The sequence below is a fragment of the Paenibacillus glycanilyticus NBRC 16618 genome (assembly GCF_004000805.1).
Classification (GTDB): domain Bacteria; phylum Bacillota; class Bacilli; order Paenibacillales; family Paenibacillaceae; genus Pristimantibacillus; species Pristimantibacillus glycanilyticus.
This window is the reverse complement of sequence record NZ_BILY01000028.1, coordinates 63553-88228: the sequence shown is the minus strand read 5'-3', so window position 1 is coordinate 88228 and position 24676 is coordinate 63553. Positions and strand designations below refer to the sequence as shown.

Below are 24676 nucleotides of genomic sequence, written 5' to 3'. Positions count from 1 at the left end.
TTCCGACATCGGAGTTCATGGCTTTTTTTGAATAAACTATTTATTTCATTAAGCCATGGAGAATGAAATGCTCATGGGTATCCGAGTATTGCGAGGCGACGGCGGCTTTAGCCGCGGCGATATCGCCGCTTTTGATCGCTTCCAGAATACTGCAGTTCGTTTGAATGGAACGGCTTGGCTGATATTGCGGGTATTTGATGCGATAGGATACGGTGGTGAACACGTAACGGCCGCGGTACAGCTCCATGATTTGCAGCATGCTTTCGTTATGGATCGTCTTCAGAATGGTTTCGGTAAACTGCAAAGTGCTGTTGTAGTAGCCGTAATAATCCTTTTGCTCCAAGGCGGATTGCTGCTGCTCAAGTACTTGTTCCATGGCTGCAATATCGAATTTTAACTGCCGCTTGGCGGCCGTGTCCAACACGAACAGCTGCATGGAGACAAGAACCTCGTACATCTCGCTGAATTCATGGACGGATACTTCCTTTACCATAACCCCCCGCCCCCTGAAGGAGCCTACAAGCCCTTCCCGTTCAAGCAGGGAGATAGCGGCGCGGACCGGCGTTCTGCTCATGCCAAGCTGCGCGGCAAGCTCGTTCTCCGATAGCATGGAACCCGGCATATATTCAGCCCGCATAATCCGTTCCCGGATTTCGCGGAAAGCAATAGATTCTAATGAGGTTGAAGACATCGAGTATTTTTCCTTTATCTGTTTTTTAGACTAATAGTACCAAATAACCGGAAAACAATGCTATAGGCAAGCTGATGTCAGCTAATAGTGTCGCCATCCACCGTGACATCGATAAGGCGGTAACCTTCGCTGCCGCTCTTGATAATCAAATTCCCTTTAATATGCAAATCTCGCAAAGTAACATCAGGAGCTGCTATCGTAACGTCTCCGTACACCGTCTCGACGGCGGATTCAAGGCCATAGGTACCCGGCGCCGAGTAAGTCCGGTTTACGATGCCGGACTTCAGCAATCTGTCGATCATGCTGACAGCGCTTGCACGGGTGACCGGCTCGTCAGGCCGGAAGGTGTCGTCCGGGTAGCCCTGCACAATTCCCTTTTCCGCTAAGTTCGCAACGGCTCCGCGGCTTGCTTCCTGAATCCGATCATTGTCCTTGAACGGGGTATCCTGTTCTCTCGGAAGCTCCAGCTGAACAAGGGTCGCAAGCATAAGCGCCGCTTCCTCCCTAGTAATGATCTGCTCCGGTCTTATCCGGCCGTTGCCTCCCTCGGGTATGTAGCCTGCCTGAACGGCTTTGCCTATTTCGGTATAAAACCAGTCGGACGTCTTGACGTCTTGATAAAAGAAGGGAGCCGTATCGCTCAATTCGAAAGCTCTGTTGATCATTGATACCATCTCCGCCCGGGTTACGGGCATCTCCGGTTTAATCGTTCCGTCCGGATAGCCCTGCAGCCATCCGAGATCGAGCCATTCTTTTAATGCCGGGGCGGCCCATGACTGCTCGGCTTCCTCGTACGCCGCCTGGGAGGCGGCATAGCCGGTTATTGCAAAGGCAAAGAGACAACCGATTAGCAGCGGCACAACGATTTTCCATCGACTCATCAGCATCGCATCCCTTCAAAATGTAGTCCTCTATTAAAGTGTACGAGATTGTAAATGCAATAGCTGTCGAATGGAAGTGGAAGGCATAGGAAACAATAGGGGCACGAAGAATGACAGATAAAGGATGGATCCGAATTGGCTAATTCGTTTCGAGTGTTTAAGAAGGACTTGGGTTATTTCCTGAAAAACAGGATGCTTATCATTACGTTTCTTGGCGTATCTATCGTGCCGATGCTGTACGGCGGGTTCCTGATCAAGGGGAATTGGGATCCTTACGGGAAGCTTCAGAATTTGCCGGTTGCCGTTGTCAATCTGGATAAAGGCGCGGAATATCAAGGGAAAGCGATGAATGTCGGCGAGGATTTCGTGAAGGAGCTGAAGGAGAACGAGACCTTCGACTGGAGGTTCGTCAGCGAGCAGGCCGCACGCGAGGGGATGGTCAGCAACCGGTATTACGCGACGATTACGATTCCGGACAATTTCTCCGAGCATGCGTCCTCTTTAACGAGCAACACGCCGCAGAAGGCGGATATTATCTTCGAATCGAACAGCTTTTATAACTTTATATCCGGGCAGATCAGCGAAAATGCGACAAAGGAGCTGCGAAACAGGCTGTCGCAAAATCTGACCGAGGCGTATTCGAGAAGTATGCTTTCTCAATTCTCGGAGCTTTCGAGCGGCCTTTCCAGGCTGGCGGCAGGGGCTTTTGATCTGCGTGACGGCGCGGTGCAATTAAAGAATGGCGCGGGGACGCTAAGCAGCAAGCTGCAGGAGCTGTCAGGCGGGGCGGCCAAGCTCAACGCCAGTATTGGCCAGCTGGAGAACGGCGCATCGGAGCTGAACGCGGGGCTGTCGAAGCTAAGCAGCAGTGCGGAGACTTTATCATCCGGGGCTTCGCAGCTAGGCGCGGCTTCCACGCAGCTGAAGCAGGGAGCCGATAAGCTGGCGGATGGATCGGGGCAGCTGAAGGACGGAATCCAGTCCGCCAAGAGCGGGACGGATGATCTGTACGCCGGCCTGCAGCAGTCCGCGGCGGGCAGCAAGCAGCTGGTGTCGGGGCTGACCGCATCGGCTGCCGCGAGCAATACGTTGGCCGATGGCAGCGCCCAGTTAGCTGCGGGCCTCAGGCAGCTGGCGGACAGCAACGCCGATTTGGCTGCCGATCCGGCGGTGCAGAAGCTGCTGGCGGCAAGCCAGGCGGTAGCTGCTGGCGCGAAGGAGCTGAGCAAGGGCCAGCAGGAGCTGCTTACGGGCAGCCGCACCTTGAATGCCGGGCAGCAGAAGCTGCTTGCCGGCAGCAAGCAGCTTAGCGCCGGTCAGAGCAAGCTGCTGCAAAGCGCCACGCAGCTGGCGACGGCGCAGGACCAGCTGCGTGACGGCTTAACGCAAATGGCGGCCAAATTCCCGGCCTTTGTATCGGGCGGCAAGCAGCTCGGACAGGGCGCGGCGCAGCTGGCGCAGGGGTCGGAGAAGCTGAAGTCCGGCATCTCGCAGTTCAAGGCCGGCGGCGCTTCGCTTGCAAGCGGGGCTTCGCAGCTGGCATCCGGTGGGGGCGAGCTGGCAACCGGAGCCGATAAGGTGGCCACCGGCTCGCAGCAGCTGGCGGACAATCTGGCGAGCGCCGCCGAGCAAACGGCCAGCCTCAAGGCGGATGAGAAGACGATCCAGATGATTGCCGAGCCGGTTGCGATTGTGGCGAATGACGACCGCAAGGTGAGGCTGTACGCGAACGGGATCGCCCCGTATTTTCTGTCCATGGCCTTGTTTGCGGGCTCGCTTGTTTTCACGACGATGTTCTCGGCTAGGCGATCGGCGGATGAAGAAGCGGACGGGTTTCCTTTGTTCCTCAGCAAGCTGCTTACCTTCGGCGTGATGAGTCTTGCGCAATCCCTTATATTAAGCACGGTTATTCTATACGTGCTGGGATTAAAGGTGCAGAGCGTGCCGCTATTTTATCTGTACACCGTATTAACCGGATTTACTTTTATGTTTGTTGTTCAAACCTTTGTGACCTGGCTCGATAATCCCGGCCGGTTCATTGTGCTGCTGCTCATGATCTTCCAGCTTGTCTCAAGCGCGGGCACCTTCCCGTATGAGCTGCTGCCTGGCTGGGCGCAGGCGATGAATCCTTGGCTGCCGATGACCTACAGCATCCGCGGCTACAGGGACGTGATCTCGAGCGGCGATTTCGCTCATATGTGGTCGCAGGCCGGGCGGCTTGCCTTTTACGTTGTGATCTTTGTCCTTCTGACGAGCTTGTATTTCGCCTTGACGAAGAAGCAGCGGGACGAGCAGCAGATGCCGGTTAAGATTTAAATGAGAATGTGAAAAAACAAGCTGCCGGTCGTCAAGGACCGGCAGCTTGTTTCGCGTACTAATGGTAAAATATCAGATAGATATTATTCCATCCAGCGATTGCGAGGATAGGAGGTGTAACAATGAGTGTCAAAGGAACAATATGGCAAGGCGGTTTGCTTGGTTTAGTGGTTGTGGGAATCCTCGTTTTGACGAACAATAGCCTTGTACAGACCTTGTTTCGTACGGATAGTCATAACGATGATTTCGGTTATCATGACTCGGCTTTTGTCATATACCGCGGACCTTTTGATGACTGGCCATGGCTAGCCGCTGTCTTTTGGATCCTGCTTATTTTCATTGCTTCCATTATAGCGCTTACAATTTTTAAATTAATCTGGTTTGCTCTGCGACAAAGGAGCTTGACCTCCAATAGGTAGTCTTATGCCGAATTTTGTGATAACATATTGACTTAAAGAGAACGTGAACGAGTACATACGCCCATTCCGTTCGGGCCGATAGATCTGCCGGTTGGAACCGCATAACAGCAGTTGAATTGGGTATGATTGAAAGGTCTAGTCATTTATCTGAGGAGGATTTAACAATGGCATTGGAATCAATGAAAGACATGCTGAACAAAGCTTTGCAAGGCGGTTACGCTGTTGGTCAATTCAACATCAATAACCTGGAATGGACGCAAGCGATCCTTGACGCTGCTCAAACAGAGCAATCCCCGGTAATCCTGGGCGTATCTGAAGGCGCAGCTCGTTATATGGGCGGCTTCAAAGTGGTAACAAACATCGTTAAAGCCCTGATCGAAGAAATGAAAATCACGGTTCCTGTTGCTATTCACCTGGACCACGGTTCCTCCGTTGACAAATGTAAAGCAGCGATCGACGCTGGCTTCACTTCCGTTATGATCGACGCTTCGCACGATCCGTTCGAAGACAACGTTCGCATCACTAGCGAAGTTGTTGCTTACGCTCACGAGCGCGGTATTTCCGTTGAAGCCGAGCTGGGTACAGTTGGCGGCCAAGAAGACGACGTAGTCGCTGAAGGCGTTATCTACGCTGACCCTAAAGAGTGCAAAGAGCTTGTTGAACGTACTGGCATCGACTGCCTGGCACCAGCTCTTGGTTCCGTTCACGGCCCTTACAAAGGCGAGCCTAAACTGGGCTTTGCTGAAATGGAAGAAATCTGCCAAACAATCAAGCTTCCGCTCGTATTGCATGGCGGTACTGGTATCCCTACAGAGCATATCCAAAAAGCGATTGCTCGCGGTACAGCAAAAATCAACGTGAACACAGAGAACCAAATCGCGTTCACTAAAGTTGCTCGCGAGATCTTGACTAAAGACTCCGACGTATACGATCCGCGTAAATTCCTGGCTCCAGGCCGCGAAGCGATCAAACAAACCGTTATCGGTAAAATCCGCGAGTTCGGTTCCTCGAACAAAGCGTAATATAACGTCAATTAAAAAGGCTGAACAACTGCGATAAGCAGCTGTTCAGCCTTTTTACATGTACAGGATAGGCGGAGAGTGAAAAATAAGAGCTAACAAGATTTGTAATGGTTGCTTCTAAACTGGCCAGGTGTCATGCCTTCTATCTCCAAAAATATCTTATTAAAGTAACTTGCACTGGGGTAACCCGACGCTGTAGCTATTTCATAGATTGGCATATGAATGTCGCTCAGCATCAATCGTTTGCTCGTTTGAATCCTGCATTTTGTGATATAGGCAAGAGGAGTCATTTTAGTCACTTTTTTAAACAAGCTTCCGAAATAATTCGGAGTTAGATCCGCTTTAAACGCCCATTCTTCCATTGTAAAAGGAAGGTGGGCGTTTTGTTGCATTTCGGGGAGAAGCTCGAAAATCCGGTCAATTTTGGCTTTTCCCCTGTGGCTAGAGAAGGGAGTGGCGTTGCTGGTAAATTGAGTTAGGATGGAATAGGTTAATGTTGAAATATTGGCTAGTCGTGAGATATTGTTCGTTTCAATCTCATCCATTAAACCAACAAAGGCTTGCTCTAACGATTCGATATCATTTATAGACCAAATCGTCGATTCGTAGAAACCGCTTTGCAATAAAAAATCCGCCAATTGGCTTCCGCTGAATTGGAGCCAATAGATTACCCAGGGCTCGTCCTTAGAGGTATAATAACGCATCTTCTGAAACGGCATATGAAGAAACGCTTCGCCCGATTTCAATGCGGTGACCGTATCGTTTATTTCGATAAACCCCTTGCCGCTAACGATGAAATGCAGCGAGAAATATTTCAGTCCTGTTTCCCGATAGACATTATGATCTTCAGGATGTGTATATTTCCCGACGCTGTCTGGAAAGCAGAAAAAATTCAGCTCTTCGAAAGAAGGCAGAAAGTATTGTCGATACATCATAAATCTGCACCTCAAAACGTTGGATTGTTATATGGATTCTCGATAAATGTTATTTCTATCGTAAGATCAATTCTATATAATTTCAATAAGGAAATGATATCGTTATATAGATGTGAACCTACTATTAGGAGGACAGTGCGAATGTCTATCAAGCAATTAAAAGATGCGGAGCTTGCCTCTATGCTGAAAAGCAGCATTCAGCTAAAAAGCCTGGATGGCGTCGAAGCGCCTTGGCTGAACCTGAGCGATGAGGATATGCAATGGTGGAAGGATGCCAAGCTCGGATTGTTTTTTCATTGGGGCCTTTACTCGATTCCCGGGCGCGGCGAGTGGGCTATGTTCAATGAAAGTATCCCTGCGGACGAATATGCGAAGCTTGCCGATCAGTTTAATCCGCAGCAATGGAATCCGGAACGGATGGCCAGTTTGGCTAAGGAGGCGGGTATGCAATATTCGGTTATGGTCACCCGCCATCATGACGGATTTGCATTATGGGACAGCCCGGGGAGCTATGGAGGATTCGATAGCATACGTACGGCAGCGAAACGCGACTTCGTAAAGGAATATACCGATGCTTTTCGAGAAGCAGGTTTAAAGGTAGGCTTGTATTATTCGCCGATGGATTGGCGGTTTCCCGGTTACTTTAACCCCAAAGAGCTAACCGAAAATGCATCGCTGATGAAAAAGCAAGGTTATGACCAAATCGAGGAGTTAACCACCCGTTACGGTAAGATTGATATTCTCTGGTATGACGGCGGCTGGCTTGCTCATACCGGGACGGATGCGGACGCGGCTTGGTTTTGGGAGCCTATCCGTCTAAACGAGATGGTTAGACGCAATCAGCCGAAATGCGTAATCAATCCGAGATCAGGATGGTTAGGAGATTTTCAATGCGACGAAGGACCGCACGATGTTACAGGGAATATACTTCCGATTGCCTGGGAGAAATGCTTTTCCATACCTTACCACTGGTCCTATGACAAGCAAGAGAGGGTTATGCCGCTGGAGCAAATTATCAAGATTATGATAGACTGTTTTGTTCGCGGAGGAAACGTTCTGCTAAACATTGCGCCTCATCCGGACGGGGGAATTCCGGAGAATCAAGTCGAGCATTTAAAGCATATTGGAGCGTTCATGAAGAAAAACGGCGAGGCTATATACGGAACTACAGCGGGACCGCTTCAGCCGGTCGATCATGTCTACGGCATGACCTGCAAGGGAAATCATTATTATTTGCACGTGCAAGACATGCTTGCTTTTGAAAACATGATTTTACCTCCGTTTAAGCAAAAGATCATACGCTGCGAGTTACTTGACGGCAGCGTTATTCCATTCGTACAGAACGAGAATGGGATATCCGTTCAAATACCGAAGGAAAAATGGGAGCCGCTGGACACTGTGGTTAAGATGGTCGCTGAATAGTAAAGCAGTGCAGAGGCAGTTGATCAAAGGATGATCAGCTGCCCTTTTTTCATGTTGAAAGTCGGCCTCTCTCCGCTATAATAGAGTCAAATCATAGGGACAGGGTGATTCAAGTGAATAAGACGGCAGCAGAAGGCAACAAGTTAATGAAAACGCATACGGTAAATACGGCTGTTATTCCGGCGACCAAGCTGGAAGAGGACAGCTACGATTGGTGGGAACGGCATGAGCAGGTACTGCAGATCAGGAATGAAATCGATCCGGAGATTGTTCTGATCGGGGATTCGATTACGCATTTCTGGGGAGGGCTGCCGGTATCAACAAGCCGGCATGGAACAGGGCAAGCATGGGAGTCCGTGTTCGGAGGCCGGCGCGTGCTTAATCTTGGCTTTGGCTGGGACCGTACTCAAAATGTATTATGGCGTTTGGACAACGGGCAGTTCGAAGGCCTTTCTCCGAAGTGGGTCGTTATCAATATCGGAACAAACAATACAAGCGAGACAGACAATGCCCGGGCGAGTACAGCTGAGGAAGCCCGTGACGGCGTTCGGGCTATCGTAGAACGTGTCCGGAAGCATGCTCCTTCCGCGCATATCATTTTAATGGCCGTATTTCCGCGCGAAGAATCGCCGGAGGATCCGCGCCGCAAGCTGATCGGCCGGATGAACGAGTTATATGCGGAGCTGGCCACCGAGCTCGGATTAACGTTCCTTGATATCGGGCCTTCCATGCTTGCCGAAGACGGAAATTTGCCGCGGGAGATCGCATTCGATACTTGTCACCTGACAGAACAAGGGTATCAGCTGTGGGCGGATGCGCTTCGAGAAGTGCTGAATAGGGAATCGAAATAGCACTTTGCCGCCCGTTTACAGGGCGGCATATTCTTTTTGCCGATGCGGAAAGGAAGAGGGTTTATGCGGTTTTTTCAGAACTGGAGCGTAACTTCAAAATTTGTGACCATCTATGTATCGATCCTGCTGGTCTCGCTCTCCGTTACGGGATACATGCTGTACCGTCAGGCCTTCCAATCGGCAATTGCACAGGCACAGACGGTGATGGAGCAGAATCTGCTGCAGACAAAAGCCAGCGTGGAAGAGAAAGTGAAGCTGACGGAGAACATTTCCCAGATTATCGCATTTGACGCCAGAGTGCAGACTTTTCTGGATAGTGATTTTATTAACGAGAGCTTTCAGCTGCAGGATTACCGCGACAACATCATGCCGATTATCGATAACATCATGAGGCAGAACGCCAATATTCATTCGATACATGTCTATATGAGCAATCCCACGATTCCGGAGCTGTATGGAGGATATGACGGCTTTTACGCCATGAACCGGATCAAAGGCGATTCCATGTATCAATCGATTTTGCATAATGCCGGCATCCAATCGGAGTGGCATAGTCTGCATAAGGAAAGGCTCTTGCTCATGAAGCCCGGCATATCGGCCAAAGCCGATGTGCTTTCCTACAATCGGAAAATTTTCTCAAATCGCGATTACGGTATTTCCGGCCTGGTAGAGATTGAAATTACGCAAGACGAGCTGTTTAAGGCGGTGAAGGATTCCATTTCAGGCCATTTGGGAAGCGTATTCATCGTTGACAGAGGAAACCGGATTGTCTCGAACAACATTCCCGGCACTTACGGGCAGAATGCCGATTCGGTGGGACTTGCCGGGCTGCTGGATAACGGCCGGACCAATAAGCTTGCAACGGTGCAGGGGACACGGTCGATTGTTATCTCGATTCCGGTTACCGGACCAAACCTGCGGGTCGTTGGTGTGTTCCCGGTAAGCCATGTGGTAGAGAAGGTCAGTCATTCCATCCGCACGATGCTGGTCATCCTGACCGCTGCACTGCTCTTGCTCAGCCTGCTTGTGTACTTCGTAACGGTTAAGCTCTTGTCCCGGATGAAGCCGCTGCTGAAAGCAATGAAGCAGGTACGGGAGGGCTCGCTGGATGTATCCGTGCCTGTCGTGTGGAATGATGAATTTTCGCAGATGGCGCTTAGCTTCAACCATATGACGGGACGAATTCATGACCTGGTGGAGAAGGTATACAAGTCGGAGCTGCTTGAGAAGGAAGCGGAGCTCAAGGCGCTGGAATCGCAGATTAACCCGCATTTTTTGTACAATACGCTCGCTACGATCTCCTGGGTATCCCGAAAGGCCAAGGCTCCGGAGGTTGCCCGCATCTCCGATTCGCTTGCGAAGTTCTACCGGCTGGTGCTTAATAAGGGCAGCTCGGAGACGCTGATCGCAAACGAACTGGATATGGTGAAGGCGTATCTGGCTATCCAGAAGTTCCGGTTCGAGGACCGATTTGACGCTGTCTTTGAAGTAGATGAACGGGTGAGAGAATATATAACGATCAAAAACATTTTGCAGCCGCTTATCGAAAATGCGCTCGTTCATGGCATAGAGCCGAAACGGTCTCACGGCACCATTATTATTAAAGCTTATCTGGAGGACGGGCAGGTCGTGCTCCGAATTATCGATGACGGCGTCGGGATGCCGGCTGACCGGAAGAGGGATGTGGTGGAAGGAAACCCGGTAAGCTCTGAAGGAAGCGGGTACGCGATTGCGAATATCAGGAAACGGCTGCAGGCTTATTATGGGGCACACCACCAGCTGGAGCTGTTCAGCAGGACAGGAATCGGCACGGTTATCACGATTTCTTTTGCATCGAGGAGGAGAACGGATGTTTAAAATGCTTATCGTAGAGGATGAACGGTGGGAACGGGAGGGCCTGGTTGAGTTTCTGGATTGGCCTGCACTTGGAATCGGCAGCATCGATACGGCCTGCGACGGTATTGAAGGACTGGAGAAAGCGATTGAGCTGGAGCCGGATATCATCATTACCGATATTCAAATGCCCGGCATGAACGGAATCGAAATGGCGAAGCAAGTCCGGGAGAAGCTTCCGGATACCCATATCGTTGTTCTGACCGGCTACGATGATTTTCAATTTGTCCGCGATGCCTTGCGGTTTAGCGCTGTAGATTATCTTCTGAAGCCCGTGGAGGAAGAAGAGATTCAGAAAACGATGCAAAAGGTCGTTCGGCACTGTGAAGATACACGCCGTTCGAGACTGGACGAAGAACGGCGGCAGCATGGGGCCGAGGCTGGCCGTCGTGTCGCCCTCCAGCAGGCGTTGGGCAGATTGCTCGCCGGAAGCCGGGAGGGCGAAGACGATCTTCGTGATGCTCTTTCGAGTGATGCGGTTAGCTCCCTGCCTCTTCCTGACGGTTATGCGGTCTGGGCTGTAAGGGCGCCGGCAGCAGGCGAGCCTGCCGGTACAGACAGGCTGGAGGATTGGGCTGAAGAAGCGCTGGGCCGGCCGGTTATCGCATATGCGGCAGGCGAGCCGCATGGCTTGGAGTATGCCCTCATATTCCGGATGGAAGAAAAAGAGCAGCAGCGGGAGCTGGCTGAGCAACTCTTGAAGCAGCTGTCCCTAATCGCGGATGAGAGTGGCTGGATGATAGGCCAAGGGACGGCTGCCCGGCTATTGGCCCAGGCAGAGGTCTCCTATCGTCAGGCAAGTCAGGCCTTGAGGTATGCGGTATGGGCGGGGCGGGATAGCGTATGCGAGGTTGGGGAGGAGGAGGCTGCAAAGCAGCAGTTTGCTTTGCACGTCGATGAGTTCACCCGGCAATATAAAGAGCTTAGCAAGCAAGTCCGCAGCTCACTGGGCAGCGGCCGAAGCGATGAAGCGGAAGCTGCGGTTGAGCGGCTGTTCGCGCTTGCCGCCGCCTATCCGGGTGCCGGACGGGCTTATATCGGGAACCTTTTTGCCGACTTGATCGGCAGCCTCAGAATGCTCGGCGTACCAGGAGGACAGGGCGCCTCTGCGGGAAGCGCCCAGGACCTGGAGGACCTGCTTGCCTGCCAGAGCCGGGAGGAGATGAAGCGGTACATCATCGCCGTTATCGGGAGGTTCGCGGAGCAATTAAACGAGAAGCGGGAGCATAAGGATGATTACATCGTGAACCGGGTTCTGATGCTGATCGAGGAGCGGTATGGGCTGACGGATCTGAATTTGCCTTATTTGGCGGCTGAAGTATTTGTATCCCCGAATCATCTGGGGATGCTGTTCAAGAAGAAGACGGGCAAGACTCCGCTTGCCTATATCCAGGAATACCGGCTTGCGAGGGCCGAAGAGCTGCTCCGAACGACCAAGCAGCGTGTATCCGTTATTGCGGAGCGGGTTGGAATTCCGAATACCTCTTATTTCGGGACGTTATTCAAGCAGGCTTACGGGATGACCCCAGGCGATTATCAGGAAATGACGCAGCGATAAATAGGAATGCCCCAGTGCCGGTATGGCAGCTGGGGCATTTTTTCGTACAGCCATTTACGCTCGAGGGGGCGTAACCGACCATGAAAGACAGCGCTTTCAAATTTCGTTGAATTTTAATACCCGCGTTCGTTTTTTGCATATCCGGCCGGAAAGGCAGTTCCTATAATGGAGTTAGGTCGGTAACGAAGCTTAGAAAGGAAGTCGACTATGAACACGCAACGAACTTTATCGAAAAGGCTCTGGCTGCAGCGGTATTTGCTTATTCTGACTCTGCCGGCTGTCCTGTGGATGGTTATTTTCAACTATATTCCGATGTATGGCGTCATCATTGCCTTTCAGGAATACACGCCGTTCAAAGGATTTATACACAGCCCTTGGCTTGGTTTTGACAACTTCAAGGAGCTGTTCGCGGATCCGACGTTCCGTGAATCCCTGACCAATACGTTCAAGATCAGTATTGCGAAGCTGGTATTCGGTTTCCCGGCACCGATTATTCTCTCCCTGCTCCTTAATGAGCTGGCGTTCAAACGGTTCAAACGGATTGTGCAGTCGCTGACGTATCTGCCTTACTTCGTATCCTGGGTATTGGTCGTTGGCTTTATGTATACACTCCTTGATCCGGAAACCGGCGTTGTAAGCAAGCTGCTCGTTAAGCTTGGCATTATTGGAAGCGATGTCATGCTGATGGGCGATGCTCACTCGTTCCTGTCGCTGGTCGTCATCACGGAGATTTGGAAAAATGTCGGCTGGAACTCGATCATTTATCTGGCGGCCATCGCCGGCATTGATCCGCAGCTCTATGAAGCTGCAGTGGTAGATGGCGCGAGCCGGTTCCGGCGCGTGTGGCATATTACGCTTCCGTCTCTGAAGCCAACCATTATTATTTTGCTCATCCTATCGATCGGCGGACTTGTGAATTCGAACTTCGACCAGATGTTCCTGATGCAGAACTCGATGACGCAGGATGCGGCCAACGTACTAGCTGTCTATTCGTACAAAATGGGACTCGTATCCGGAAGATTCTCGTATGGCACGGCAATCGGACTGTTCCAGTCGCTTGTGGCGTTCGTGCTGATGTATGCTGCCAACTATTCGTCGCGCAAGCTTACGAAAGAAAGCTTGTTCTAGGAGGAGACAATGAATGATAAAAGCATCGCAAAGCTGGAGCGGAAGAAGCTTCGATACATTAAACGTCATCTTGATGCTAGGCCTCTGTATCGTCACGCTATATCCGTTCTACAATATCGTCATTACGTCATTTAACGATCCGACGGATGCAGCCCGCGGCGGTATTACGTTCTGGCCGCGCGTCTTTTCGGTTGATAATTACCGGATTGTGTTCCGGGACGAGAACATGCTGCATGCGTTTATTATTACGATCGCCCGCACGCTTCTCGGTACGGCAACGGCCGTTCTATTCACCGGGGCGTTCGCCTACGGCATCTCGAAAACGGAATTGATCGGACGCCGGTTCTTCCTAATGATGGCCATTATGACCATGTATTTCAGCGGCGGCATTATTCCTTACTATCTTGTAGTCGCGAAGTATCTTCACCTGAAGGAAGATTTCCTTGTCTATATCATTCCGAATCTGTTTAATGTGTTCAACGCGATTATTATGCTGACGTTCTTCCGAGCCCTTCCGAAGGAAATCGAAGAATCGGCGAAGATCGACGGCGCGAACGACCTGCGGATCTTTTTCCAGCTGGTGCTGCCTGTATCGAAGCCGGTTCTGGCGACTATCGCCCTGTATAATGCCGTATCCCATTGGAACTCCTGGTACGATGCGATGCTGTTTGGAGGAGATAAGCTCCCGACCCTTCAGCAGATTCTGATGCAGATCATCAGCTCGAACAGCAACGTTAGCCAACTTGCCAGTCAGCTCGGGTTTGGCGCGGTGTCCGCGGCTTCTCTGAAGCTGGCGACGATGGTGATTACGACGCTGCCGATCGTGTTTACGTATCCGTTCGTCCAGAAATATTTTGTACAGGGCGTTATGATCGGTTCGGTAAAAGGGTAATGCTGGCTTTGGCTTTAAGGGCTTCGGCCGTTTAAAGTATATAGAGTTGAAGAGGGCAGTCTATAAACTAGAGGAGGTCATTTAAGATGAAGGGGAAAGGCATTCAGGCATTAGCTACGGCAGCTCTTGTATTAACCGTGCTTGCGGGCTGCGGCTCGAACAATAATGCGGACAACGCGGCGGCATCCAATAACGCTGCGGCTACAAACTCGGCAAACAGCAGCGATACGCAGACGGGACCATCGTGGAAGAAAGACACGTCGCCGTTTACGTTCACGCAATATTTCTATGGCAACTGGGCTTCCAGTTACTTATGGAAAGATCAATACGCGATGAAGCTTGCCACGGAGAAAACCGGCGTAACGGTAGACCGCAAGCTGGCAACCGGCAGCGACGATGACTATCTGAACACGATGATCGCATCCGGGGATCTGCCCGATACGATTATGCTCGACTGGAACAACCCTGCCGTAAGCAAGCTGATTCAGAATGACATGGTCTATTCGATTGACGAGCTGATTGAGAAATACGCGCCGGATTTCAAAGACCAGCTGGATCCGGATATGGTGAACTATCACTCCATTGACGGCAAGCTTTGGTACCTGCCGAACCTGTATGAAACAAGCGACCGTCTGAAAAGCGGGGTTCCAATCGTTGCGGTACGTCCTTGGTTCATCCGTTCCGATATTTACAAGGCCATCGGAAGTCCAAAGATCGAGACCACGGACGATCTGATGAATGCGCTTAAGCTTGCGAAGGAGAAATTCCCGGAAGTGAGTCCGGTTGGCGTTGAGTTCTTCGATGTTGCCAAGAATGGGTTTGGCGGCAGCAATTCCATGGATTACCTGATTGATTCCTTCTCTCCTCACCTGCTTGAAGAACGCGTCAAGAATGACCAGCAAATCGTGGAGTACCCGATGCGCAACAAAGGCTTTATTGATGCTTTCCGTTACATGAGCCAGCTCAGCCGCAACGGTCTGTTTGACCCGCAGCTCTTGATCTACAAGCAGGAGCAATATGAGGAGAAGCTGTACGGCGCGCAATATGCGGTAGCTTCCCAGTTCATGAACAACATGTATGCGATGTACAATCCGAAGATTGAAAGCACGGTCGGCGCGGATCAGAAGTATACGATCCTGGGCGGATTGAAGGCGAACGGCCAAGATCCGCGTTATCCGGCTTCCCGTCTGATGGGCTGGCAGGGCTTCTTTATTACGAAGAAAGCGAAAGATCCTGAACGGATTATCCGCTGGGCGGAGTATGCTTGGTCGGAGGAAGGCCAATTGGATATGCGTTACGGCAAAGAAGGCGAAACCTACGATATGGTAGACGGCCTTCCGAAATACAAGCAGGACATTCTCGACCTGTCGATTAAAGACAACGCCGCCTTTAACGCGCAATACGGCTTCAACGATTCCACGCTTCTCTTCAGAGCGGGCAAGCTGTGGGATGATGCTGCGGCACGCGATCTGAAGGAAAGCCAGCCGGAACAATACGAAGCAAGCAAGCTGCTTGAGAAATATAACTTCGACAACTATTCGCTTGGCATGGAAAACCTGGAGCCGGACGGTTCCACGCCGGAAGGAACCATTAACTCCAAGATCAAGGATCTGTGGAACAAAACGATTCCGAAGCTCGTCTTGTCCAAAACGGACGAAGAGTTCGATTCCGTCTACAACGGCTTCCTGAAGCAAATGGATCAGGTTGGTGCTGAGAAAGTAGAGAAAGTGATGTATCAACGCCATCTGGATGATCTGAAGAAAAAAGGAATTCAATAAAGCAAGGCCTGACGGGCTGCCGGAACTGCCGGCGGCGTGAAGATATAACCGCCATCGTGACAAAAACGTCACCTGGAACGATCTTACTTCGATGGATGCCTCTCTCCGATCTGTTTATATTAAAGATAGAAAGAGGAGAGGGGCTTTGGGATGGAGACGGTTATCCAGACGAAAAACTTATCAAAGAGCTACGGGGCTACTCCCGTATTGAAAAACATTGATCTGACGGTCCAGCCAGGCGAGCTTACGGCGATTATGGGGCCTTCGGGATCGGGCAAGTCAACGCTGATGAACGTGCTTTCCACGATTGACCAGCTTAGCGGCGGCGAGGTATGGATTGAGGGGAAGTCGCTGCTTGATATGAAGAAGAAGTCGCTTCGCCAATTCCGGCAGGAGCGGATGGGATTTATTTTTCAGGATTATAATCTGCTCGACACGCTGACGGTGAAGGAGAATATTCTGCTGCCCCTGTCGCTGCGCCAATACAAGGCGGCGGACATGGAGGCGCGGCTTAAGCCGATCGTTGAAGCGCTCCACATTGAAGGGCTGCTCGAGAAATATCCGAACGAAATTTCCGGCGGGCAAAAGCAGCGCGTAGCCTCGGCGCGGGCGATTATTACGGAGCCGGCGATCGTATTCGCCGATGAGCCGACGGGCGCACTCGACTCGCGCTCGGCGACCCAGCTGCTCGAGCAGCTTGTATCGCTTAACGCGGCTTTTCACACAACCATTCTGATGGTTACGCATGACAGCTATGCGGCGAGCTACTGCAAGCGGGTTATTTTCCTAAGGGACGGGGCAGTCGTAAGCGAGATTTACGCGGGTGAGCAAAGCCAGAAGACATTCTATGAGCGCATTCTGGAGACGCAAAGCCTCATAGGGGGCAAGCTGCGATGAGCCTGTTCGATCTGACGATCCGCAATGTCAAACGCAACTTCCGCCTGTATTCCATCTATCTGATGTCCATGATTATCGGCGTTATTATTCAATATACGTTCTCTTCGCTTATGTATAACAAAGACATTATCGATGCGCTGCAGAACCGGGAGCTGTTCCGGACCGGGGTAGCCATTGCGTCCGTCGTTATCTTCCTGTTCATTATTTTCTTTATCCTGTATGCCAATTCGTTCTTCATGCGGCAGCGGAAAAAAGAGTTCGGCATGTATCTCCTGTACGGCCTGAACGAGCGGCAGCTTGTGCGGATGATCTTTTACGAGACGCTTGTCATGGGCGCGATTTCGCTGGTTGTCGGCATTCTGCTCGGCGGGCTGCTGTCGAAGCTGTTCGGCATGCTGCTTATGAATCTCATGCAATACGATCAGGTCATCTCGCTGTCTTTCCCGATTGGAGCCATGGCGACGGCTGCCGGGGTTATCCTATTGATCGCGCTCATCGTCAGCGCGCAAAGCTACATTCTGGTTAACCGCGTGCAGCTGACGGAGCTGTTCCATGCCAAGCAAAAGGCCGAGAAGCCGGTTCGCGTATCCCCCGTGATGGCGGTTCTGGCCGTTCTGTTGATCGGCATCGCCTTGTTTCTGATCTGCAGCGGTCAATATTCGGCCGTCTGGCAGGATTACGGGGTCTTCAGCTTGATTGCTACCGCCATAGGCATCGTTGGAGGGACGTATCTGTTCTTCCGCCAGTTCGCCGGCTGGCTGCTTCAGCTCATCAGCCGTGGCCGCAAGTACCATGAAGGCAATACCGTGCTGTGGACGTCCTCGCTCCGTTTTCAAATCCGGGGCAACACGCTGAACCTGACGTTTATCTCCTTGTTCAGCGCGGTTATAGTAATGCTGCTCTGTTTTGTGACGATCAACTACAAGGTGCAGTTCGAAGCGGTTGGCAGGAATGTGCCGAATTCGATCGCGTATGAATCTCTTGATTCGGCAACCAATCAGAAGATTGACGAGATGATTAAGCGCTCCGACCATGACATCCACTATCATCTGAAGCCGGAAGCCTTGGTTGTGGAACCGGTGACGGAGCGCGGCATCGCATTCGATAACCCGGAGTATTATGTTCCAGGCCTATGGCTGATCTCCCAGAAGGATTACAATGAGCTAATCGGTCTGCGGGGCGATAAGCAAAAGGTAGATCTGAAGGGAATGGAGGCCGTTGCCCTCTCCCAAGGCTCGGATTTCCCGAAGCGATACTCCGCTGGAGAGACGCCTGACTTCAAGGTAAAAGCCGATGGCGGGAAGACCTTTACGATCGTGGAGAAAAAGGATTATGCCTATCTCGGCTGGGCAACGGACCCGGTCCTGTCCATGGACAAGAAGCCTCCGGTGTTTGTTATTTCGGATGAGGCTTACGGGCAGCTCAGCGGCGGAACGGAGAAAAAAGGCTTTGAGATTTACGGGCTATCGGACGCCAAAAACGCGGAGGAATTATCCAAGCAGGTTCATGGCATGGTTGTCGACCACAACAAAGCAGCTTACTACTCCTCGTTCGCCGATATCTATTCGAAGCAGATCGAGAGCTCGTCCCTGTTGTTGTTTGCCGCCGGCTTCCTTGCTCTGATCGCGACCTTCGCGCTGGCGAGCGTCATCTACTTCAAGCAGCTGCGCGAAGCCACCGACGAGAGGCTTCAATATGCCATCCTGCGTAAAATGGGCATTCACAACCGCCAGTTCCGGAGCGTCATCCGCAAGCAGCTGCTGTTTGTCTTCCTGCCGCCAATCGTGCTTGGGATGCTGTACAGCTGGACGATTATCAAGTATTACATTCTGGACTCGGTAACGGATTTCCCGGAGCTGCCGGGCATCGTGTGGAGCATTATCGGGGTATTCTTCTTCATTTATCTGGTGTTCTACGTCTCGTCGGCCAACCTGTATTACCGGATTATCAATCAGAATCCTTAGCCTGCGCAAAGGGCTGTCCCATCGTCAATTCATGACGTGTGGGACAGCCCTTTGTTTTCTCTACTCTTGCCGCTGAAGCGTATTCAAATAAGGATCATGATGCTTCGGAAAATGAATCGTGAACACCGAGCCGCTGCCCGGCGCGGATTCGCAGGTGATGAAATGCCCCAGCTTTCTCGACAGCTCCTGGGCCAGATATAACCCCATACCCGTCGACTTGGCAAACGTACGGCCGTTTAATCCCGTAAATCCCCTATTGAAGATTCGGGGCATATCCATGGCATCAATGCCGATGCCGTTATCCTGCAGAATGAGCAGCTTCTCCTCAGGGGTAGAGGCCGCCTTTACGCTGATCTCACCGTGATCCCTTGTATATTGCAGGCTGTTCGTTATGATCTGGTTAATAATGAACAGCAGCCATTTGGAATCGCTTTGGACGACGGTGGACGGGAGTTCGAGCCGAACGCGGATTCTTTTCGAGATAAAAGACTTGGAGTGGGCTTTGATGACATCCTTGACGAGCGGCTCCAGGTCGCAGTTCACCATCTCATAGTCTTGATTGAAGCTGTCGAGCTTCGCATAATACAAGGCTTGATCGACATAATGCTCGATCCTTGACAGCTCCTCGTTCAGGCTTTGCGGGTCCACCTCGGTCTGCTGCATCAGGCGAAGAACGGAGATCGGCGTCTTGATCTCATGGAACCAAGAGATGATAAAGTCGTAATATTCCTTCTGCTTCGTCTGCACCTCGTTCAAGGACCGGATATGGGCGATGCCCGATTCCTCCAGCGTATCCCGGTAAGCCTCCGCCTCGAGCGACAAAGGCTCGGCGTCCTCGCTTTGCATCCGGCGGATCGCCTGAAGATTCCGCGTATAGCGATAGGCGGTAAAAGCAGCAAGCCAGAGCACAACCAGCGTTAGCGCGTAGAAGAAGGTCGGCCAATGCCAGGACGACTGCGGATCCGTGGCGAATACCGCAACCGTCAGCAGAAAAGCGATGCCGTATAATAGAAAATAAGGCCGTTCGTATTTCAGGAATCGCCAGAAGCTCATTCGATGATATACCCCATTCCTTTGCGGGTCGCGATAAAATCCTCCAGCCCAAGCATCGTAATCTTGCGGCGCAGCCGGTTAACGTTGACCGTCAAGGTATTATCGTCGATAAACTGCTCGTCGTTCCACAGCACCTGCATCAGATCATCGCGCGAGACGATCTTGCCGATGCTGCGCATCATCGTCTGCAGAATAATAAACTCGTTGCGCGACAGCTCGGCCGTCTGGTCCCCATACTGCACGGAGGAATTCGACAGATGGAAAACAAGCTGCCGGTGCGACAACTGCAGGTTGTCGTCCTGATACGTATAATTGCGGCGGAGCAGCGCGCTCACCTTTGCCACCAGCACTCCAAGGTCAAACGGCTTCTGCACGAAGTCGTCCCCGCCCATATTAATCGCCATAATCACGTCCATATTCTGATTGCGGGATGAAATAAAAATAATCGGCACCTTCGAAGCCATGCGGATTTGCTGGCACCAGTAAAACCCGTCAAACACGGGCAAATTGACGTCAAGCAGCACCAAATGGGGCTGTGCGGCCTCGAACTCCCCAAGCACGTTGTCGAAGGACGTCAACTCGATCACTTCATACTGCCATTTGCGTAACGCATCGGCGACAATCCGCCGAATCTTCTCGTCGTCTTCAATGATCATAATCCGAAACAACGGCTTTACCTCCTGCTCCACGCGGGCTTGTATAAGGTAAATTATATCATTTACAGACGCCGAAAGCCCCTCTATACCGATATAGAGGGGCTTTCGGATATCATTTGGAAACGGTCGAAGCTGCTTTTTTGCCGCTGATGCGGGAGCGGGAGCTCAGAACAACAATAAACGGAATCGCAACAACCGTAACGACGCAAGCCACGATAAACGTATCGTTCATGGCGAGCACGGAGGCAGTCGCTTGCAGGGACGTTTTCACCGTGCCGCTTGCGCTAGCGTTAAGGTCCGCGTAATGAGTCTGCGTCCGGACCGAATAAACCGAGCTGAATATGCCGATCGCGAATGAAGCAATGACCTGGCGAAGCCAGTTCGTAATCGCGGAAGCATGACCGGTAGACTCCTTCGGAATGGCGCTCATCGAGAGCGTCATGATATTCGGGGACGAGAAGCCTAGCCCGACATAACGACAGATCATCCAGCCGATGATAAACGCGTAGGACGTTGTCAGGGATAGACGGCTGAACGCCCATGTCGCGATGATGAGCAGAAAGGCGCCGCCAAGCAGCGGATATTCCGGACGGATTTTCCCGTGCAGCCGCCCCGACAATAGAGATGCCCCTATCATGAGCAAAGCGCCCGGCAGCATCATAAGCCCTACCGTCAGGGACGAGGAGCCAAGGGCATTTTCCATATAGATTGGCAGCAGGAACGCCCCCGCGTACAAGCCAATGGTCAAAATGCAGTTGACGACTATGCCAAAGGCGAAGGTTGTGTGCCGGAAAACCCGGAGATTAAGGAGAGGCGTCTTCGCCGTCAGCTCCCGCCAGATGAACAAGGCAATGCTGACTACGCCAAGCGTCATCCATAGGATTCCCCAGCCGGAAAACCAGCCGATTTTATTCCCTTGCGTGAAATACATCATCAGGGATGTGCTGCCCGTTACGGCGGTGAGCAGCCCGGCTAGATCCAGGGAGCTGCCTTTGTTGGCCTGCTGCATCGGCAAGTAACGGGAAGCCAGCGCGATTGCCAATAGCGCAAGCGGGATGTTCATGAAGAAGATGGCCTTCCAGCCGTAATACTCCGTCAGCAAGCCGCCAAGGGTTGGGCCGATAGCCGGAGCGAACATGCTGGCTACGCTCCAAAGACTGACGCCAAGCGCTTGCTTTTCCGCCGGAACCGCCTGATAGACGATCGTTAACGTTGCCGGCAGAATCGCCCCGCAGAATAAGCCTTGCATAATCCGGAAGACGATCAGGGAGCTGATGTTCCAGGAGCAGCCGCACAGGATAGAGCAAATTAAAAAGCCGACTAACGAGAACATATAAAGTCGCTTATAGCTGATTTTATCTCCCAGATATCCAACAATAGGGGCGATGGACCCCATAGCGAGCATAAAGCCGGTGGTTACCCACTGCGTATCGTTCAGGTCCGAATGAAGATCCTTCATCATGAAGGGCAGGGCAACCGTTACCGTTCCCGAATTCAAGATCGAAGAGAAGTTGCCGAAAAAGATCGCGAGTATAATAAGCCAGAACCGGCTGCCGTCTTGCTTCGCATTCATAAAAAACCTCACACTCCACTTATTGACGTGAGGTCGATTATAATATAATGAATTCAGATGAGATACCATCTATTGTTGATGGTAATATAAGCAACGCTAATATAAAGGGCGGAGAAAAGTCCATGAATATCGAACAATTGGAATATGTGAAGGAAGTATTCGAGACGAATTCCATGTCGCTGGCCGCGCAAAATCTTCATGTATCCCAATCCGCGATCAGCCAATCCATCTCCCTCCTGGAGAAGGAAATCGGCATTCCGCTCTTCAAACGTTCCCGAAGCGGTACCGTGCCGACCGAGGACGGCATAACGATCATCAGGAAAGTGCTCGAAATTCTGATGAAGGTCGACGAGATCAAGGACGAGGTGCAAGCCATTACCTCTGTTTATAAAGGCGAGCTAATCATCGCGACGATCCCGAGCCTAAGCATGACCTTTTTGCCTAAGGCGCTGGCGAGGTTCAAGAAGGATTATCCCCAAATCAAGGTGATGGTTGTCGAGCTGGAGAGCCGGATTGTTATTGACCGAATCGTCCACGATAAAGCCCACCTGGGATTAATCTCGCTTAGCCAATATACGAGCGACGGGCTGCCGGAACCGATTGCCTTCCATTCCTTTCAATACAAAGGCGAGCTGCAGGCGATTGTGCCCCGGGATTCGGTGCTGGCGCTAAACAAGGAACTTATGCTGAAAGACTTGGCCAATCATGCGTTTATTATGTCGGCAAGCAGCTTCTGGGACGGAGTAACGGAGGATATTAAGCAGGTATGCGGCGGGATTAACGTTATTTTCACGACAACGAACCCCGAGGTCATAAAGCGCAGCGTTGCGGAGGGCCTTGGCATCAGTCTGATGTCCAGCCTTATGCTGAGGGATGATCCGTATGTGGAAAGCGGGAGGATTGTGGCCGTTCCGCTGGCCGGCTACCGCCTGGATGCAAGCGGTACGTTTGGCGGCATCTATTCCAAGAAAGGCAGCCAGCAGCGGCTCGCCCGGAAGTTTCTCGATTATATTGAAGTGTAATCAAACAAGCGCCAGCCCACTGCGGCTGACGCTTGTTTGATGACTATTATTTTTAATAAGCCGTCCAGCCGGCGTCGGCCGTTACAACGGTACCGTTCACGAAGCTGGAATCATCCGATGCCAGGAACAAGGCAACCTTGGCGATCTCTTCCGGCTCGCCCGCGCGAGGATTCACCTGAATGCCAACCATAGCGCGTTCCATGCCGAACGGACTTGGAGCATTGATCGAAGTACCGATATTCGTATTTACGCCGCCGGGAGCGATGGCATTGCATCGGATGCCTTGCGTGGCATATTGGAAACCAACGTTTTTCGTCAGACCAACAACGGCGTGCTTCGAGGCGGTATAAGCCGCGCCGGCACGGGAACCAAATAGGCCGCCGGCGGAAGCGATATTTACGATAACGCCTGCTTTTTTCTCCAGGAAGAGCGGAAGCACCTTGCGGATGGTCCGCATTGGGCCGGTTGTGTTGATCGCAAAGATGCGTTCCCACAGCTCGTCCGTCAGATCGGCGGCAGGAACAAAGTTGTCCATAATGCCTGCGTTGTTGACGAGAATATCTACCGTGCCGAATTTCTCTACCGCCGTGTCGATGAGCTGCTGCACGTCTTCTTCCTTCGCGACGTTGGCTGCAACGGCAACCGCCGTACCGCCTTTTTCCCCGATTCCGTCAACGACGGTTTGGGCGGTGTCCACGCGAAGGTCGGATACGACCACCTTTGCTCCTTCCGCGGCATACAGCTCGGCAATCGCCTTGCCCATACCCGAAGCGGCGCCCGTAATAACTGCAACTTTACCCGATAGTCTCATTGTTAATTCCTCCCGGTTTCAATTGGCTTGTATGCTTGTCCTTCCTGCGAAGGCTTAGAAAATGTTTTTCAACAGCTGTTGGTTATAAGTACAACTGTTTATTTTAGTATAATAAAGCTGTGGAGCAAGCCTCAATCAGTAAAACCTCGCGAAATGTGCGTTAACGAACAAACGGCTGCCGTTTGTTGAAAAAAACTTTTTGGAAAAAGGAAGGGATGGCATGCCCGTTCATCATAACAAAGCTGTCGACCGCCGGGTGATCCGCAGCAGGGAGGCGTTAAAGCAGGCGCTGCTTACGCTTATGAAGCAAAAAGATTTCGACGACATTTCCATAACGGAGATTGTGGAGCTCGCCAATTACAACCGCGGGACCTTCTACTCGCATTATGAGAGCAAGGAAGCCTTGCTGGACGACATCATTCACGGTCTGATCGGGGAGCTGCTGCAATCGTTCCGCGCTCCCTACGAGAACGAGGAATATTTCCGCATTCATGAGCTGCCGGCCCATTCGGTGAAAATTTTCGAGCATATTCAGCAGCATGCCGAGCTTTACACTCTGCTTTTGAAGAGCAACGCGCATTCCCATCTGAGAGAGAAGATGTTCATTGCGATTCAGCAGATCTCAAGGGATGAGCTGGAGCACCCGACTCTGGAAGGAATAAATGCCGAGCTGCTATCCGTCTATTCGAATCATGCGCTGCTGGGACTGATTTTCTACTGGATTGAAAACGGTCTGCCTTACTCTCCGGCTTACATGCAGGAGCAGCTGGTGAAACTCATACAATGGCGGCCGTCCGTCGCCAAGACAAAAAAACCGGGAAAGCCTTAAGGTTATTGGCTATAGACGATGAGAGAAAGCTGCCGCTATAGAAGAGAAGAGGTTATACTCATTTTATTAGGAACGATGTCGAAAA

The 24676-nt window shown here is 51.6% G+C and carries 21 protein-coding genes; 14 read left to right on the top strand and 7 right to left on the bottom strand.

Annotated features, from left to right (window positions below):
* Positions 1–40 precede the first annotated feature (40 nt).
* Both PGL01S_RS20850 and PGL01S_RS20845 read right to left on the bottom strand, forming a co-directional pair.
* Positions 41–691: a GntR family transcriptional regulator gene (locus PGL01S_RS20850; RefSeq protein ID WP_127496499.1), complete on the bottom strand. Its 651-nt coding sequence runs from the start codon at positions 689–691 to the stop codon at positions 41–43.
* A gap of 77 nt (positions 692–768) precedes the next feature.
* Positions 769–1572, bottom strand: a complete 804-nt coding sequence (locus tag PGL01S_RS20845) for an S-layer homology domain-containing protein (RefSeq protein ID WP_164775539.1) — start codon at positions 1570–1572, stop codon at positions 769–771.
* A gap of 135 nt (positions 1573–1707) precedes the next feature.
* Here PGL01S_RS20845 and PGL01S_RS20840 point away from each other — a divergent pair, with 135 nt between their 5' ends.
* The 3 genes from PGL01S_RS20840 to PGL01S_RS20830 all read left to right on the top strand — a co-directional run bounded on the left by PGL01S_RS20840 (position 1708) and on the right by PGL01S_RS20830 (position 5329).
* Complete coding sequence (locus PGL01S_RS20840; protein ID WP_244935680.1) at positions 1708–3888, top strand: YhgE/Pip domain-containing protein; 2181 nt, start codon at positions 1708–1710, stop codon at positions 3886–3888.
* 122 nt (positions 3889–4010) lie between these two features.
* Positions 4011–4307: a hypothetical protein gene (locus PGL01S_RS20835; protein WP_127496497.1), complete on the top strand. Its 297-nt coding sequence runs from the start codon at positions 4011–4013 to the stop codon at positions 4305–4307.
* 164 nt (positions 4308–4471) lie between these two features.
* On the top strand, positions 4472–5329 hold the full coding sequence (locus PGL01S_RS20830; protein WP_127496496.1) for a class II fructose-bisphosphate aldolase: 858 nt from the start codon (positions 4472–4474) through the stop codon (positions 5327–5329).
* Between the two features lie 92 nt (positions 5330–5421).
* Here the strand turns inward: PGL01S_RS20830 and PGL01S_RS20825 are convergent, their stop codons facing one another.
* Positions 5422–6264, bottom strand: coding sequence for an AraC family transcriptional regulator (locus PGL01S_RS20825; RefSeq protein ID WP_127496495.1), 843 nt, complete (start codon positions 6262–6264; stop codon positions 5422–5424).
* A 141-nt stretch (positions 6265–6405) separates the two neighbouring features.
* Between PGL01S_RS20825 and PGL01S_RS20820 the strand changes: the two genes are divergently transcribed.
* The 9 genes from PGL01S_RS20820 (at position 6406) to PGL01S_RS20780 (ending at position 18647) form a co-directional block, all read left to right on the top strand.
* Positions 6406–7686, top strand: coding sequence for an alpha-L-fucosidase (locus tag PGL01S_RS20820; RefSeq protein WP_164775538.1), 1281 nt, complete (start codon positions 6406–6408; stop codon positions 7684–7686).
* 113 nt (positions 7687–7799) lie between these two features.
* On the top strand, positions 7800–8537 hold the full coding sequence (locus PGL01S_RS20815; protein WP_244935679.1) for a GDSL-type esterase/lipase family protein: 738 nt from the start codon (positions 7800–7802) through the stop codon (positions 8535–8537).
* A 63-nt stretch (positions 8538–8600) separates the two neighbouring features.
* Complete coding sequence (locus PGL01S_RS20810) at positions 8601–10394, top strand: sensor histidine kinase (RefSeq protein ID WP_164775537.1); 1794 nt, start codon at positions 8601–8603, stop codon at positions 10392–10394.
* A complete protein-coding gene (locus tag PGL01S_RS20805) occupies positions 10387–11988 on the top strand; it encodes a response regulator (RefSeq protein WP_164775536.1) in 1602 nt (533 codons plus the stop codon). Before PGL01S_RS20810 ends, PGL01S_RS20805 begins: the two co-directional genes overlap by 8 nt.
* Positions 11989–12195: 207 nt before the next feature.
* Positions 12196–13116, top strand: a complete 921-nt coding sequence (locus tag PGL01S_RS20800; protein ID WP_127496491.1) for an ABC transporter permease — start codon at positions 12196–12198, stop codon at positions 13114–13116.
* A gap of 13 nt (positions 13117–13129) precedes the next feature.
* Positions 13130–14008, top strand: coding sequence for a carbohydrate ABC transporter permease (locus tag PGL01S_RS20795; protein WP_127496490.1), 879 nt, complete (start codon positions 13130–13132; stop codon positions 14006–14008).
* 86 nt (positions 14009–14094) lie between these two features.
* A complete protein-coding gene (locus tag PGL01S_RS20790; RefSeq protein ID WP_127496489.1) occupies positions 14095–15786 on the top strand; it encodes an extracellular solute-binding protein in 1692 nt (563 codons plus the stop codon).
* A gap of 150 nt (positions 15787–15936) precedes the next feature.
* Positions 15937–16683 carry an ABC transporter ATP-binding protein gene (locus tag PGL01S_RS20785; protein ID WP_127496488.1) on the top strand — a complete coding sequence of 249 codons (747 nt, stop codon included), beginning with the start codon at positions 15937–15939 and terminating at the stop codon, positions 16681–16683.
* The gene (locus tag PGL01S_RS20780; protein WP_127496487.1) at positions 16680–18647 is read left to right on the top strand and encodes an FtsX-like permease family protein; all 1968 of its coding nucleotides are present in this window, start codon (positions 16680–16682) and stop codon (positions 18645–18647) included. The genes PGL01S_RS20785 and PGL01S_RS20780 overlap by 4 nt, the downstream gene beginning before the upstream one ends.
* Positions 18648–18707: 60 nt before the next feature.
* On the opposite strand, the gene PGL01S_RS20775 is transcribed toward PGL01S_RS20780, so the two are convergent.
* The 3 genes from PGL01S_RS20775 to PGL01S_RS20765 form a co-directional block, all read right to left on the bottom strand.
* A complete protein-coding gene (locus PGL01S_RS20775) occupies positions 18708–19700 on the bottom strand; it encodes a sensor histidine kinase (protein WP_127496486.1) in 993 nt (330 codons plus the stop codon).
* Positions 19697–20368 (bottom strand): response regulator transcription factor, encoded by a 672-nt coding sequence (locus tag PGL01S_RS20770; protein WP_127496485.1) that lies wholly within the window; start codon positions 20366–20368, stop codon positions 19697–19699. The genes PGL01S_RS20775 and PGL01S_RS20770 overlap by 4 nt, the downstream gene beginning before the upstream one ends.
* 100 nt (positions 20369–20468) lie before the next feature.
* Positions 20469–21929: an MDR family MFS transporter gene (locus PGL01S_RS20765; protein ID WP_164775535.1), complete on the bottom strand. Its 1461-nt coding sequence runs from the start codon at positions 21927–21929 to the stop codon at positions 20469–20471.
* Between the two features lie 122 nt (positions 21930–22051).
* Between PGL01S_RS20765 and PGL01S_RS20760 the strand changes: the two genes are divergently transcribed.
* Positions 22052–22951, top strand: a complete 900-nt coding sequence (locus PGL01S_RS20760) for a LysR family transcriptional regulator (RefSeq protein ID WP_127496483.1) — start codon at positions 22052–22054, stop codon at positions 22949–22951.
* Between the two features lie 52 nt (positions 22952–23003).
* Here the strand turns inward: PGL01S_RS20760 and PGL01S_RS20755 are convergent, their stop codons facing one another.
* A complete protein-coding gene (locus PGL01S_RS20755) occupies positions 23004–23762 on the bottom strand; it encodes an SDR family oxidoreductase (RefSeq protein WP_127496482.1) in 759 nt (252 codons plus the stop codon).
* A 220-nt stretch (positions 23763–23982) separates the two neighbouring features.
* On the opposite strand from PGL01S_RS20755, the gene PGL01S_RS20750 reads away from it, so the two are divergent.
* A complete protein-coding gene (locus tag PGL01S_RS20750) occupies positions 23983–24591 on the top strand; it encodes a TetR/AcrR family transcriptional regulator (protein ID WP_127496481.1) in 609 nt (202 codons plus the stop codon).
* Positions 24592–24676 lie beyond the last annotated feature (85 nt).

What these genes read in the sequence shown, in the direction of transcription:
- PGL01S_RS20775 (WP_127496486.1), bottom strand. Translation starts at nt 19,700, where the DNA reads ATGAGCTTCTGGCGATTCCTGAAATACGAACGGCCTTATTTTCTATTA.
- PGL01S_RS20780 (WP_127496487.1), top strand. Translation starts at nt 16,680, where the DNA reads ATGAGCCTGTTCGATCTGACGATCCGCAATGTCAAACGCAACTTCCGC.
- PGL01S_RS20765 (WP_164775535.1), bottom strand. Translation starts at nt 21,929, where the DNA reads ATGAATGCGAAGCAAGACGGCAGCCGGTTCTGGCTTATTATACTCGCG.
- PGL01S_RS20825 (WP_127496495.1), bottom strand. Translation starts at nt 6,264, where the DNA reads ATGATGTATCGACAATACTTTCTGCCTTCTTTCGAAGAGCTGAATTTT.
- PGL01S_RS20835 (WP_127496497.1), top strand. Translation starts at nt 4,011, where the DNA reads ATGAGTGTCAAAGGAACAATATGGCAAGGCGGTTTGCTTGGTTTAGTG.
- PGL01S_RS20790 (WP_127496489.1), top strand. Translation starts at nt 14,095, where the DNA reads ATGAAGGGGAAAGGCATTCAGGCATTAGCTACGGCAGCTCTTGTATTA.
- PGL01S_RS20850 (WP_127496499.1), bottom strand. Translation starts at nt 691, where the DNA reads ATGTCTTCAACCTCATTAGAATCTATTGCTTTCCGCGAAATCCGGGAA.
- PGL01S_RS20760 (WP_127496483.1), top strand. Translation starts at nt 22,052, where the DNA reads ATGAATATCGAACAATTGGAATATGTGAAGGAAGTATTCGAGACGAAT.
- PGL01S_RS20750 (WP_127496481.1), top strand. Translation starts at nt 23,983, where the DNA reads ATGCCCGTTCATCATAACAAAGCTGTCGACCGCCGGGTGATCCGCAGC.
- PGL01S_RS20830 (WP_127496496.1), top strand. Translation starts at nt 4,472, where the DNA reads ATGGCATTGGAATCAATGAAAGACATGCTGAACAAAGCTTTGCAAGGC.
- PGL01S_RS20810 (WP_164775537.1), top strand. Translation starts at nt 8,601, where the DNA reads ATGCGGTTTTTTCAGAACTGGAGCGTAACTTCAAAATTTGTGACCATC.
- PGL01S_RS20805 (WP_164775536.1), top strand. Translation starts at nt 10,387, where the DNA reads ATGTTTAAAATGCTTATCGTAGAGGATGAACGGTGGGAACGGGAGGGC.
- PGL01S_RS20845 (WP_164775539.1), bottom strand. Translation starts at nt 1,572, where the DNA reads ATGAGTCGATGGAAAATCGTTGTGCCGCTGCTAATCGGTTGTCTCTTT.
- PGL01S_RS20785 (WP_127496488.1), top strand. Translation starts at nt 15,937, where the DNA reads ATGGAGACGGTTATCCAGACGAAAAACTTATCAAAGAGCTACGGGGCT.
- PGL01S_RS20755 (WP_127496482.1), bottom strand. Translation starts at nt 23,762, where the DNA reads ATGAGACTATCGGGTAAAGTTGCAGTTATTACGGGCGCCGCTTCGGGT.
- PGL01S_RS20795 (WP_127496490.1), top strand. Translation starts at nt 13,130, where the DNA reads ATGATAAAAGCATCGCAAAGCTGGAGCGGAAGAAGCTTCGATACATTA.
- PGL01S_RS20800 (WP_127496491.1), top strand. Translation starts at nt 12,196, where the DNA reads ATGAACACGCAACGAACTTTATCGAAAAGGCTCTGGCTGCAGCGGTAT.
- PGL01S_RS20820 (WP_164775538.1), top strand. Translation starts at nt 6,406, where the DNA reads ATGTCTATCAAGCAATTAAAAGATGCGGAGCTTGCCTCTATGCTGAAA.